At 52.6% G+C, this 13,195-nt stretch carries 10 protein-coding genes; 1 reads left to right on the top strand and 9 read right to left on the bottom strand.

Going from position 1 to position 13,195, the window contains the following annotated elements:
* Window position 1 precedes the first annotated feature (1 nt).
* Window positions 2–1,560 (top strand): IS3 family transposase gene (locus tag C2I18_RS29845; protein ID WP_481857813.1). Its coding sequence is split into 2 segments (ribosomal slippage): window positions 2–635 and window positions 635–1,560, totalling 1,560 coding nucleotides; the frame shifts between segments, so codons are not numbered across the junction.
* A gap of 106 nt (window positions 1,561–1,666) precedes the next feature.
* On the opposite strand, the gene C2I18_RS17660 is transcribed toward C2I18_RS29845, so the two are convergent.
* The 9 genes from C2I18_RS17660 to C2I18_RS17620 form a co-directional block, all read right to left on the bottom strand.
* Entirely contained in the window at window positions 1,667–2,809 is a 1,143-nt protein-coding gene (locus tag C2I18_RS17660) for a glycerate kinase family protein (RefSeq protein WP_249897066.1), read from the bottom strand.
* A 21-nt stretch (window positions 2,810–2,830) separates the two neighbouring features.
* Window positions 2,831–4,126, bottom strand: a complete 1,296-nt coding sequence (locus C2I18_RS17655; RefSeq protein ID WP_249897065.1) for a GntP family permease — start codon at window positions 4,124–4,126, stop codon at window positions 2,831–2,833.
* 1,133 nt (window positions 4,127–5,259) lie between these two features.
* A complete protein-coding gene (locus C2I18_RS17650) occupies window positions 5,260–7,458 on the bottom strand; it encodes a Tex family protein (protein ID WP_249902154.1) in 2,199 nt (732 codons plus the stop codon).
* 198 nt (window positions 7,459–7,656) lie between these two features.
* Complete coding sequence (locus C2I18_RS17645) at window positions 7,657–8,862, bottom strand: MFS transporter (protein WP_249897064.1); 1,206 nt, start codon at window positions 8,860–8,862, stop codon at window positions 7,657–7,659.
* Window positions 8,863–9,071: 209 nt separating this feature from the next.
* A complete protein-coding gene (locus tag C2I18_RS17640) occupies window positions 9,072–9,725 on the bottom strand; it encodes a TetR/AcrR family transcriptional regulator (protein WP_249897063.1) in 654 nt (217 codons plus the stop codon).
* Between the two features lie 111 nt (window positions 9,726–9,836).
* Window positions 9,837–10,187 carry a type II toxin-antitoxin system PemK/MazF family toxin gene (locus C2I18_RS17635; RefSeq protein WP_249897062.1) on the bottom strand — a complete coding sequence of 117 codons (351 nt, stop codon included), beginning with the start codon at window positions 10,185–10,187 and terminating at the stop codon, window positions 9,837–9,839.
* A 3-nt stretch (window positions 10,188–10,190) separates the two neighbouring features.
* Window positions 10,191–10,472, bottom strand: coding sequence for a CopG family ribbon-helix-helix protein (locus tag C2I18_RS17630; protein WP_275100992.1), 282 nt, complete (start codon window positions 10,470–10,472; stop codon window positions 10,191–10,193).
* Window positions 10,473–10,683: 211 nt separating this feature from the next.
* Window positions 10,684–11,865 carry an alanine racemase gene (gene alr, locus C2I18_RS17625; protein WP_249897061.1) on the bottom strand — a complete coding sequence of 394 codons (1,182 nt, stop codon included), beginning with the start codon at window positions 11,863–11,865 and terminating at the stop codon, window positions 10,684–10,686.
* A gap of 224 nt (window positions 11,866–12,089) precedes the next feature.
* On the bottom strand, window positions 12,090–13,175 hold the full coding sequence (locus C2I18_RS17620) for an outer membrane lipoprotein-sorting protein (RefSeq protein ID WP_249897060.1): 1,086 nt from the start codon (window positions 13,173–13,175) through the stop codon (window positions 12,090–12,092).
* Window positions 13,176–13,195: the final 20 nt, after the last annotated feature.

The following is a 13,195-nucleotide window of genomic DNA, read 5'->3' as shown; positions in this document are numbered from 1 at the left end:
TATGGAGCGAAAAAACATTGCAGCAGCTGAGAAATTAGCGATTCTTCAGGAAATTAAAGAGGGAGTTATCGGATTAAATGCGGCAGTCGGTAAGTTTGGTGTGTCGAAGAGTTCCATCCAAGAATGGAGACGGCGGTACAAGGCGTACGGCTACCCAGGGTTGGAAACCCGTACCCATAACCGGACCTATTCCGCAGAACTTAAACGAAAGGCCGTGAAGGATGTTCTCGAAGGAGGCTTGTCTCAAACCCAAGTCATTTACAAATATCAAATTGCAAGTCAAACCCAACTCGCGAACTGGATTAAGAAGTATAATGGTCATAGCAAAAGCTTAACCGCAAATTCGGGAGGAACGAAAGCGATGACCAAGGGGCGTTTGACGACATGGCAGGAGCGGATCGACATTGTGCAGTACTGCCTTGCACATCAACTCGATTACACAAAGACGGCAAGTCAATTTAAGGTGTCTTACCCGCAAGTCTACAGTTGGGTGAAGAAGTACCAGAGCGGCGGAGATGACGCTTTAAGGGATGGTAGAGGACGCACCAAGGCGCCGGAAGAGCTAACGGAGGCGGATCGCTACAAGCTTGCCATGAAGAAGCTGGAGTACGAGAATGAGCGGCTCCGTGCGGAGAACGCTTTGTTAAAAAAGTTAGACGAAATCGAAAGGAGGCGACTTTAAGTTCCGTTCGGCAAGAGAACATCTATCTGGCTGTTCAGGCCGTTCAACAAGAGGGATACGGCTCCATTCAGCTACTGTGCGAGCTTGCAGGCATTGCACGGTCAAGTTATTACAAGTGGCTAAGCCGCACACCGAGTCGCCAAGAGAGAGACAATGAGAAGCTAATGCAGGAGATGCTTCTCTTGTATGAACAAGTAGAACGGATCTATGGATACCGCCGACTGGCACTTCATTTACGAAGGCAGATGAACCAACCGATTAATGCGAAACGAGTATACCGTCTCATGAAGCTCCAGGGCATTCAGTCGGTCATTCGCAGAAAGCGAAAGACGTACGCGGGTTCTACCCCTCAGCAGGTTGCAGAGAATTTGCTGAACCGTGAGTTCCATGCTGAAGCGCCGAACCAAAAATGGGTCACAGATGTCACCGAATTCAAATATGGGAGCGGAAAGAAGGCTTATTTGAGCGCTATATTAGACCTGCACGACAAGTCCATTATTTCTTATGTGCTAGGGCATTCTAATAACAACGCACTGGTCTTTGAGACGTTTGAGCTAGCGGTACAAGCTGCCCCCCAAAGTCATCCCCTGCTCCATAGCGACCGCGGGTTTCAGTATACTTCCTTGAAGTTCAAGGAAATGGTAGATAAAGCTGAAATGAAGCAAAGTATGTCCCGTGTAGGCTGCTGTATTGATAATGGACCGATGGAATCTTTCTGGGGGACTCTAAAATGTGAGAAGTACTACCTACATACCTACCGGACTTTTGAAGACCTCCAAAAGGATGTCGAGAACTACATTCACTTTTACAATAATGAACGGTTACAGGCAAAACTAAACGGCCTCAGTCCTATAGAATTCAGGACCAAGGCCGCTTAAAACTCTTTTATTATTTACGCTGTCTACTTGACGGGGTGCAGTTCATAAATCTGCTTGGGGACAGCCTTCCTTTTTTTGCGCATCCTATACCCGTTCGTACGCTTACTTATTCGCTCAGCTTTAATACTCTCGCGATATTTTCACAGGTCCGCTCCACATTCGCAGGGCCTTCTTTCAACAGCTTGTCCAGCTCAGCAGAACCCGGTACGATACCGAAGACGGCATCGATCCCTTCCGCATACAGTGTATCAATGCCTTCGCCGATATAACCGGCCAGGGCAATGACCTTTTTGCCGCTTGCTTTGGCGGTGCGAGCTACTCCGTATGGTGTTTTACCAAATTTGGTCTGGAAATCAATGCCTCCCTCACCGGTGAACACCATGTCGGCATCCTTAATCTTAGCTGTAAGTCCGGTGTACTCGATCACGATCTCGATACCCCGCTGCAGCGCAGCCTGAGTAAAGATCATCAGCCCTGCGCCCAGTCCCCCGGCTGCTCCGGCACCCGGCAGATCACGGACGTCCTTGCCAAGCTGCTGCTGTACGATATCCGCATAATGGGCAAGGTTCGCGTCAAGCTGCTTAACCCGTTCCGGAGTCGCGCCTTTTTGCGGACCGAATACTACAGATGCACCCCGTTCGCCGCACAGCGGGTTCGTAACATCACAGGCGACAATCAGCTGCACCTGCTGCAGCCGCTCATCCAGGGCGGAGATATCAATGCGGGCCAGCCTGTCCAGACTGCCTCCCCCTCTCGGGAGCTGTTCCCCTGCTTCATCCAGGAATTTAGCGCCCAGCGCTTCAGCCATTCCGGTGCCTCCGTCATTGGTTGCACTGCCGCCGATCCCGATAATGATGCTGCGGATGCCGCGGTCCAGACACTCCTTAATCAGCTCACCTGTTCCGTAGGTGGTCGTAATCAGCGGGTTCCGGTCCGCCTTGTCCACCAGCTGTATGCCGCTCGCCGAAGCCATCTCAATCGCTGCTGTAACGCCGTCGCCGAGAATTCCGTATTGTGCTGTAACAGGCTGTCCAAGCGGTCCCATGACTTGTTTGGTATAGATTTGTCCGCCGGATGCATCGACCAGCGACTGCACCGTGCCTTCTCCCCCGTCCGCCATCGGAACGTGTATATATTCAGCATCCGGATAGACTTTCCGCAGCCCCTGCTCCATTGCAATACAAACTTCCTTAGCCGTCATGCTCTCTTTAAAAGAATCCGGTGCCAATACAAAGGTTTTCTGACTCATTTCCTCACCCCATGTTAGATTTTAGAACAAAAATCCGTAAATCAGCGTAGCCACAATCGTCATCGTTCCGCCGACAATCGCTTCATAAGGCACCAGCCCCATCCGCTGTTTGATTGTCATTTTCATACTGTCCGCTGTTACATGGAAGTAGTTCCCCTGCGGAAGCGAGTCGATGACCGTCGCCCCGGTGTGCACCATAACGGCTGCCGCCAGCGGAGCTGTACCCATATCGAGAATGGCTTGTCCAAATGAACCTGTAGCCAGAATTACACCTGTCGAAGTTGAAGCTGTCGCCGCAGCCATCAGAATACCGGAAATCGGTGCCAGGAAGGTACCTGAAATGCCTGCGGTTTCGATCAATTGAACAACCTGTGTGGACAGATCCGATGCGGAGATCAGACCGGCAATACCGCCTGCACCGATCAGAATCAGTACGGTTGCTGTCATTTTATTCAGACCGGAGGAAGTGTACTGCAGAATTTTGTTCCCCTGACCCATGGCCAGCATTCCGATAATCCCGGCGATTGGCAGGATGTAAAGCGCATCCACTTTGAAATTCGACAGCGCTTCAATGCCTGACAGCGAGCCGATCGGATTGATCATCAGCAGAATAATCGCCACAAGCGGTGCAACAATGGCTTTGCCGAGCGGCGGATATTTGGATGTATCCACATCACCGTTCGCAGCCTCTTCATCCGTGACCATCACGCCTTTTTTCTTCAGCAGAGAAGCAACAATGACTGTTACAATCAGACCGCATATTGCCGGAATTAATCCTGCGAGCATGACATTGCTGAGGTCGAGATCAAAACCGCGGGCCGCCGCAATCGTATTGGGATTGGGAGAAATAATGTTACCCGCTTTACCACCGCCGGACAGTGCCAGCAGCAGCGCTACCTTTGAAATACCCATCTTGTTACCTACCGACAAAGCAATTGGAGCCACAATCAGTACCGCTACCGGGATAAATACACCCACTGTAGTAATGATCATCGTGGCCAGCGCCAGTGCGAGGATGGCTTTGCTGCCGCCGAATTTTTTGACGATAGCCTGGGCAATGGTTTCAGCCGCACCCGACTCCATCATTACCCCGGCCAGCACACCTGCGGCAAGTACACGCAGAACGGTTCCGATTACACTTTGTGTACCGCCAACGAGAACGCTTACAGTCTGCTCAAGATTAGCTCCCCCGATCAGCGATCCGGCGATCGCTCCCAAGAACAGTGCATATACCGGATTGAGCTTTCTTAGTATCAGAATAATGGCAATTGCCAGACCAGCCAAGGCACCATACCAGCCAATTGTTAACCCTTCCATTTTGTATGCCCCCTACTTACTAATGTTTGTTTGCTTTGTTGAACACGCTTTCAGTATAAACTGTAAGCGCCCGTAAAAATATTGATGAACGGACGAAATGCATTGTGCAGTTGACCAACAAAACTTGCGGCTGGTCGGGCATGCAAAAACGGCTGATTCCCTTACAGCATGGGCAGCACCCGCGGAACTTATAAGAGATTATAATCGTTTAAGCAGCTTTTTTTCATGCAAAAAAGCTGTGCCATCCTTTTGGTTTAAGGAATGGCACAGCCCTATTTACAAACCATTGATGCTATAACGCATAAGCTGTCACTGCGTATACACCTGCGTAACCGGATTAAACCAGCCTGCGTTTTGGTGCATGCTCTATTTCACATGACGCAGCCGATATCTGCGTAAAGGACGAAGCACTAAAGCAGCTGTACTTTGTACGGCAGAACGTTAAAACCATGTGACTGGGGCGAAACCTGATGCCCGACGTGATATACGCCGGGAACAGAACAGCTATGCTGCCACACAATCCGTCTGCCACCGCTAACGGACCGTAGGGGCGTTATATTGTATTCCCCATTATGCACCTTTCGCCGGGCTAACGGACCGTAGGGGCGTTATTTTGTATTCCCCAATATGCACCTTTCGCCGGGCTAACGGACCGTAGAGGCGTTATTTTGCCTATTTTGCACAGTTCACCAGGCTAACGGACCGTAGGGGCGTTATTTTGCCTATTTTACACAGTTCACCAGGCTAACGGACCGTAGGGGCGTTATTTTGCCTATTTTACACAGTTCACCAGGCTAACGGACCGTAGGGGCGTTATTTCCTCTCAGACAGGCTTTTTCAGAGGGAATTCCCCTGAATAAGGGATCTGGTGTCCGTTAGCTGCTGAAAAGCTTACTTTTGGCGAAAATAAGGGAACCTCGGTCCGTTAGGCTGGATGGCTGCTTCAGGCCAACGCTCTGATTACAGGTTACAGGACAGTTTACCATGAGGCGTTCGGCGTTTCAGCTTTCGGCGTTTTGGCGTTCGGTGTTTCAGCGTTCGGCATTTCGGCGTTTTGGCGCTTAGAACTTCAGCTGTTCAGGCGCTTAGGAGCGTATACCTTACGAGCTTGCCCTTTGGACTATACCCTTTCCTTACTTCGCGCTTCCCGCATCACTGCGCGGCGGGCGCATGGTCAGGCTGACCCGGCCCTTCTTGAGATCAACACCCATGACCCAGACCGTGACGTTGTCACCGACGGAGACGACGTCCATCGGATGCTTCACGAAGCTGCCGCTGAGCTGGGAGATATGCACCAGCCCGTCATTCTTGATGCCGATATCGACGAAGGCGCCGAAGTCGATGACGTTGCGGACGGTTCCCTGCATCTCCATGCCGGGAACCAGGTCCTCGATCTTCAGCACATCGGTGCGGAAGATCGGCAGCGGCAGCTCCTCGCGCGGATCGCGGCCCGGGCGCTGCAGGCTCTCCAGAATGTCGCGCAGCGTAGGCACGCCGACATTCAGCTTCACGGCCAGCTCTTCCGCATCCTGCGCAGCGAGCTGTGCTGCGACCTCCTTGCTGCCGAGCTTGGCCACATCCAGGCCCAGCTCACGGAACAGGCGGTCGACGACCGGATAGGACTCCGGATGGATCGGCGTCCGGTCAAGCGTATTCTCCCCTCCGGGAATACGCATGAAGCCGATGCACTGCTCATAGGACTTCGCGCCGAGGCGCGGCACCTTCTGCAGTGCCTTGCGGGTCGTGAACTTGCCGTTCTCCTCGCGGAACTTCACGATGTTCTTCGCGATCGTCGCGTTGACGCCCGCGACATACGAGAGCAGCGACGGTGACGCCGTGTTCACGTCGACGCCGACATGGTTAACGGCCGATTCCACGACGGCCTTGAGGCTCTCCTCCAGATGCTTCTGCGAGACATCGTGCTGATACTGCCCGACACCGATCGCCTTCGGGTCGATCTTCACCAGCTCCGCCAGCGGGTCCTGCACGCGGCGGGCAATCGATGCGGCGCTGCGCTCGGCCACATCAAGGTCCGGGAACTCCTCCTGCGCCAGCTTGGAGGCGGAATAGACGCTGGCTCCTGCTTCATTGACAATCAGGTACGCCAGCTCCGGATCACCGATCTCGGCGATGACCTCGGCGGTGAACTGCTCCGTCTCCCGTGAGCCGGTGCCGTTGCCGATTACGATGAGCTTGATGCCGTATTTGGCAATCAGCTCCTTGAACTTCACCGCCGCCTCCTTCTTCTTGTTGTTCGGCGGCGTCGGGTAAGTGACCGCTACCTCCAGCAGCTTGCCGGTATCATCCACTACGGCCAGCTTGCAGCCGGTGCGGTAGGCCGGGTCTACGCCGAGCACGTTACGGCCCTTAACCGGCGGCTGCAGCAGCAGGCTGCGCAGATTTCCCGAGAAAATGGAAATCGCCTGGGTCTCCCCCTTCTCCGTCATTTCCCCGCGCACCTCGCGCTCCACGGACGGAGCAATCAGCCGCTTGTAGGCATCCTCGGTCACCGCTTCCAGCAGCTCCTTGACCGGGGACGGCCCTTTGATCAGCTTCCGGGCAATAAAAGCATGGATCTTGTCGGTAACCACCTCGATCCCGACTTTCAGTACATTCTCCCGCTCCCCGCGGTTGATCGCGAGAATCCGGTGCGGCGGCATTTTGTGAACCGGCTCGCGGTAGCTGTAGTAATTCTCGTACACGCTCTCCTGCTCCGCATCCTTGGCCTCAGAGACCAATATCCCCTGGCTTGCAGTATACTGGCGGACCCAGGAGCGGATCGCAGGGTCGTCGGCGATATTCTCGGCGATAATGTCCATTGCACCCTGCAGCGCCTGCTCGGCACTTTCCACGCCTTTTTCGGCATCGATATATTTGGCGGCTTCCTCAAGCGGAGCGCCCTGGCGGCGCTGCTCCAGCACCCATTCAGCGAGCGGCTCCAGCCCTTTCTCCTTGGCGGCACTTGCCCGCGTCTTGCGCTTTTGCCGGAACGGACGGTACAAGTCCTCCACTTCCTGCAGCTTCACAGCCTTCAGAATCTGCTCCTGCAGCTCCGGAGTCAGCTTGCCCTGCTCTTCAATGCTGCGGATGACATCTTTCTTGCGGTCGCCCAGATTACGAAGATAACCCAGCCGCTCCTCAATATCACGCAGTGCATTCTCATCAAGCTCCCCGGTCATTTCCTTGCGGTACCGGGCAATAAAAGGAATCGTGTTCCCCTCATCCAGCAGGCCGACAGTCGTCCGCACCTGCTTCAGGCTGATGCCCAGCTCTTTGGCAATCGCTGCATTGATTGTTTCCTGTTCCTTACGCTTTGCTTCCTCTTCCGGTATCGTACCGGCATTTATATGTTCTGCTGACAATGGATATCCCTCTTTCCGTACACGTTCTGCTCATTTTCTGAAGACCATACCTCAAATAGTATCACAATCTGTCCTTCTTCCAAAGTTTAGCGGATTGAAGCAAAAAAACAGCGGCCTCCCACAGAGAGCACCGCTGCTATCATCAATATACGTCATAAGCCAAAAATATTACTGAGCGCCAAGACCGCGCTTCATCCGCTTGCCGAAGCTCAGCGAGAGCACGAAGCACAGCACCAGCACAAGCGACGCGGCTCCATACGGCAGATTAATGTCGAGGTCGAACAGGAATCCGGCCACGATCGGACCGGCGATGTTGCCAAGGCTCGTATAGGCCGAGTTCATTCCCATCACAAATCCCTGCTGCGATTCGTCCGCCAGCCGGGAGAGCTGTGTGCCGACTGCAGGACGCAGAATGTCCATGGAAAGGAACACGATGAACGTCACCGTAACGATCGCCCAGTATCCATGTACCAAGAGCGTCAGCAGAATGAATACACCCGAACTGAGCAGGGTCACCGAGATCACCCGGTTTTCGCCAAAACGGTTCAAAATCCAGCTGAATGCCGTCACCTGAATGACAGCCCCGGCGATGGAGCCGAAGGTCAGAACAAAGGCAATATCCTTCGGTGTGAACCCGAACTTGTGATCCACAAACAATCCGAATACCGTTTCATAGTTCGCCAGCCCGAAGGACAGCACGAATACAATAATAAGTCCGAAAAAGTAAGGCTCGCGGTATGAGCGTCCGAGCTGGAGAATGAGACTATCTTTATTCCCTTTCATGGTTTTCGCTTCCTCACGAAGCTCCGCTGAACGCGATTCCGGCAGGACGATTAGTGTAATGACAGCAACGATCGCGGCGGCACCCGCAGCGACGAAGAATGGAACCCGGATGCCAAGCTCGGCCAGATAGCCGCCGATCCCCGGACCGATAATAAAGCCGGTAGTAATCGCCGCATTAATAAATCCCATGCCTTTGGCCCGTTCCTCCGAGGATGTGGTGTCTGCCACATAAGCCATAACTGCAGGCATGATCATGGCTGCACCGACACCGCCGAGCATTCTGGATACGAACAGCACCCAGGGTGCGCTCGCCAGGCCGAACAGCAGCTCCGAGAACGCGAAAACAATCAGACCGCCGACAATAATTTTTTTACGGCCCATCTTGTCAGATAATCTTCCGGCAAACGGTGAGACCAGCAGCTGTGTCAACGAAAAGGCGGCTACCAGCAATCCGACCACACTGCCGCCGATATGCAGCTCATTCATATAAGTAGGCATAATCGGGACCACGAGGCCGATCCCTGTAAACGCCAGAAAAATATTCATCATTAAGAGCAGCATCGCGCCCCGGTTTCTTAACAGTAACGTCATTGTGTTTCCCTCCATATTTCTGTACCCGGCTGTCTGTGCCGGTGTTCACATCCGCTTGAAATTCAGTATCCGCACCTGCGGCATCAGCATACATCAGCTTTAAAGACCGACCATCCGGTCTAATTAGCGGCAAAAAAAGCTTTGCAGCCCTGTGCTGCAAATTTTAAACTTTCCTCTTTGGCAACCTTCTTATTCGATAGAGCCGCTTATCAGCCGCCCGATCGGGTACGCATTCCCTGCAGCAGGAGATGTATAGCTTCCCGGTAATACTTCATGATATCCTCAGGCGCTTTGGCAAGGGCAGTAATCTCGCTGACTCTGCAGATTCCCTCCAGCAGCCCGCTTACAATAACTACGTACTTCTCCAGATCACCCTGAACGAGAAATCCCGAATCCATCCCTTCCTGCAGCAGCTCGCGGCAGGCTCTTGAGGCGGATTCATAAATTTGCGACAGGCGCTGATTAATCTCATCGGAGTGGCTCCGGATTCTGGCATAGTCCTCAATCGCCCGGATCAGCGGGTTTTGGAAGTCATTCGCATAATGCTCGCCAAGCGCATACAGCCGTGCTTCTGTGCCGTTAATTCCGCTCTTCTTGCTGTCCCATTCGGCCAGCCACTGCTCCGTATCCTGTTCAGCCACATGCAGAAACAGCTCATCCTTGCTCGGAAAATGATGATACAGACTGCCTTTGCTGACATTTGCAGCTGCACAGACTTCATTCATCGTTACGGCTCCATAGCCCTTCTGCACAAACAGCTGGACCGCCTTTTGTACAATCCGCTTTTTCGTTTCTTCTCCGTCCGAACGTCCTTTAATTACGAATACCCCCTTTAGACCGACCAACCGGTCCAATTGTAACATGATTATATATTGAAGTGAAGAGCTGAGGGCAAAATCCAAAAAGACACACCGGGATTTGTCCCGGTGTGTCTTCCACTACACATACATTTGATAATTTGCATCCGGCCATCCTTAAAAATCAATCAGGCCGAGACTGATTTGCAGCGATTCATCCACCTTTTTCATTGTATCATCGTCAAGATGGGTGATCTTATCGGTTAAGCGTTGTTTGTCAATTGTCCGAACCTGCTCCAGGAGAATGACTGAATCCCGGTCAAAGCCGTGGGATGCCGCATCAATCTCCACATGCGTCGGCAATTTGGCCTTCTGGATCTGGGCAGTAATGGCTGCCACAATAACCGTCGGGCTGAAGCGATTGCCGATGTCGTTCTGTATGACCAGTACCGGCCTTACCCCGCCTTGCTCTGAACCTACCACAGGTGAAAGGTCGGCAAAAAAAACGTCGCCGCGTTTAACAATCAATATCTACACCCCGCTTACTAAGCGGCCAAGAGTACTGTCTGCATCTTCCTCAGCGAGAAAAGCCTCGCATGCCATGGTCAAATTGATTTTGGCCATCTCCATGTATCCCCGCTGCATCGACTCCCGGATCATACGTTTCCTCCGTTCGCTTAAATACAGCTTCATGGCCTGCCTAATCAATTCACTCCGGTTGGAGTTCTCCAATTGAGCGATTCCATCTACTTCCTGCAAGAGATGATCGGGCAAACTGATCATTATTCTTTTGGTGTTCTGCAAATTGGCCAACTTCTCTTCCACCCCCACAAACCTTCTGCCCTTGTGTTCCAGTGTTACAATATACAAGGAATTTTATACAAGGAATATATGCCGCCAGTATATCAAGTATGCTGCATCCCATTATAAACTAGAAATGGCGGTTCGTATAGAGCATAAGTCACACCTGTCTCTACAAATTGCTTCCTTGTACGTAACTCCTGTATATCTAAAGGTCAGAACATCAGGTCTGCAGCAGGGGGTTCACCAGGTTAGGAGGGGTACCTTCGCGTATATATACCCGGGGTACCCGGTGGGCCAGCATACAGATTACCTCGTAGTGAATCGTTCCAAGATGGAGAGCCAGTTCATCTGCCGTGATGGTCACGCCAGCCTGTCGGCCGATGAGAACAACCTCTTCGCCAGCTTTGATTTGTTCCGCTTCTTCAGCGAAAGATTTGAGCGTTACCATACACTGGTCCATGCAGATGGTTCCGACGATCGGAACGCGGCGTCCGCGTATTAGCACCTCCGCTTTGCCTGTCAGCATGCGGGAATATCCGTCTGCGTACCCCACAGGCAGCGTCGCAATCCGCTCTTTGCTGTCTGTGAAGTAACGGGTGCCGTAGCTGATGCCCCAATCGGGCGGCAGGGTTTTGACATAAACAGCCTGCGTCTTCAGCGTCATTACCGGGTGTAAAGCCACCAGTGTACGGTTCACCTCGGTTGAGGGGTAGAATCCGTACAGGCTTATGCCTACACGCACCATGTTACTGGATAGAAGAGGTGTATCAATGGCCGTAGCGCTATTGCCCGTATGTATGATCGGGATGGTAATGTCTCTGTCCCGAAGCGTTTCCGCCACGCTCATAAACCGCCGGTACTGCACCAGTGTATAGTTTTTGTCTGCTTCGTCTGCTTTGGCAAAATGGGTAAACATACCCTCCAGCTCCGCTTGCGCTACAGAATGCACTTCAGCGATGAAATCGGGCGCGTCAGCCGGCAAAAGTCCCAGCCGTCCCATCCCGCTGTCAATCTTGATATGCACCTTCAGCCGGTGCTCCGGATCTATGGGAAGCTCTCTTATCGCCTCCAGTACTTCCGGTGTGAAAAGCGTCACGGTTATATTGTTCTTCCAGGCAACGGCTATTCCTTCAGGAGAGGTGTAGCCAAGCACCAGGATAGGAAGTAGTATTCCCGCCTGACGCAGCTCCAATGCCTCATCCAAAAAGGCAACGCTAACATAATCCGCTCCCAGCCGTTCGAGCTCCCGTGTCACTTCCACTGCTCCATGGCCGTACGCATTTCCTTTGACGCATCCCATAAATTTGGTTTCTGCGGGCAGAACCGCACGAAAAGCCTCATAATTGGCACGCAAATCATCCAGATTTATTTCGGCTACTGTAGGTCGATAGCTTGCTTGCACTTCAAAGTCACCTTCTTACATTGTAGTAAAACGTCCCGGCGGAAACCGCATAGGACTTGAAGTCTTACTGCCAATGGTAATGCTAATGGAAGGCGGCTGTCAATGTAAGTGCAGCGATCTTAAGGCCGAATCTTCAAAGGAAATCGCTTGCGGAAGAAATTAACAAAAAGCGGATACAGCTGTAGAGGAAATACTTCCCACATACACAGTATCCGCTACGGATATTACTTACCCGATTGTGCCTCCATAGAAGCGGCAATTTGCATCATTTCGCTCACCGGAAGATTCGAACTTGTAATCCGGAACTCTACACCGTCGCTCATCCAGGTTAATGTCTGCTGTTCATCCCCGCTCAGGGCCCCGATTGTGAACCCGAGATCCACCACAGTCTGCGGTACGAGCGATACGGCTCGGTCCAGCGGACGGGCTTCCATAATCGTGTATTGATACACGCCATCGTAACGGATGAGCACGGCATGGTCCTTGCTGTTCTCAATCTGATGGCTGTCTTTGAATTCCACACCGGCCGGGATGTAACCCGGTTCAATAATACCGAAGCTGCCAAGCTCTGCTGCAACCGGCTGCTCGGCCTCTTCACCGTTCTCCGCTGCCGTTACCGGGTTGCCGTTCTCATCGACCTCGGCTATCGTGCTTTCGGAAGGGGCTCCGGAGGTCATATTCTTTTGCATATCAAAAGATTCCTTCGTGAATTGCGGATCGAACTTGAAGCTGTCAAACTTGACATCGACCACTACCTTGGCCTCGGAATCGGAAACCTGAACCTGTTTGGGTTCATAGGTTTTTTTGTCCAGCCATATCTTTTGGCGTACCAGTGCGCTGCTCTGGTAGTTCGCCGCTACCTCAAATACATAATTGTTCCCTTCTTCCGTGAACTGGCGGTTGTTGTCGGAGACAATCCCGCGGACCAGCGTCTGGTACAAATACACCTGACCCTGATTGTCCGGCCAGTCGCTTTGGAAACGGAAGCTTTTGCCAAGGCTTGGGGTCAGCACGAATACGCCCTCATCGTTGCGCAGCACGATTTGCGTTACATCCTTTTGAACATTGGACAGGCTGATCCGGTAGTAGGAAGGATTCTTGTACCAGACCTCCACCTTGTAATCCTGCGGCTGCTCACCGGTATACAGGGTCATCGTGCCCGATCCCTGATAGGCCCCCTGCTTGCTCTCCAGCTTGTCAGACACATCATTTAAATCCCTCACCACGGAAGTGGCATCCTTCTTACCGCAACCCGCGAGCACCAGGGCCACGCTCATAATGACCGCGAGTACCCATGTTAACCGGCGCATGACATCATCCCCTTAACCTG

Origin of the sequence: Paenibacillus sp. PK3_47 (assembly GCF_023520895.1) — a bacterium.
In the GTDB taxonomy this organism is placed as follows: domain Bacteria; phylum Bacillota; class Bacilli; order Paenibacillales; family Paenibacillaceae; genus Paenibacillus_AQ.
The sequence above is the reverse complement of the archived record's forward strand: the minus strand, read 5'-3'. Positions and strand labels throughout refer to the sequence as shown.

What these genes read in the sequence shown, in the direction of transcription:
- C2I18_RS17660 (WP_249897066.1), bottom strand. Translation starts at nt 2,809, where the DNA reads ATGAGTCAGAAAACCTTTGTATTGGCACCGGATTCTTTTAAAGAGAGC.
- C2I18_RS17655 (WP_249897065.1), bottom strand. Translation starts at nt 4,126, where the DNA reads ATGGAAGGGTTAACAATTGGCTGGTATGGTGCCTTGGCTGGTCTGGCA.
- C2I18_RS17645 (WP_249897064.1), bottom strand. Translation starts at nt 8,862, where the DNA reads ATGACGTTACTGTTAAGAAACCGGGGCGCGATGCTGCTCTTAATGATG.
- C2I18_RS17640 (WP_249897063.1), bottom strand. Translation starts at nt 9,725, where the DNA reads ATGTTACAATTGGACCGGTTGGTCGGTCTAAAGGGGGTATTCGTAATT.
- C2I18_RS17620 (WP_249897060.1), bottom strand. Translation starts at nt 13,175, where the DNA reads ATGCGCCGGTTAACATGGGTACTCGCGGTCATTATGAGCGTGGCCCTG.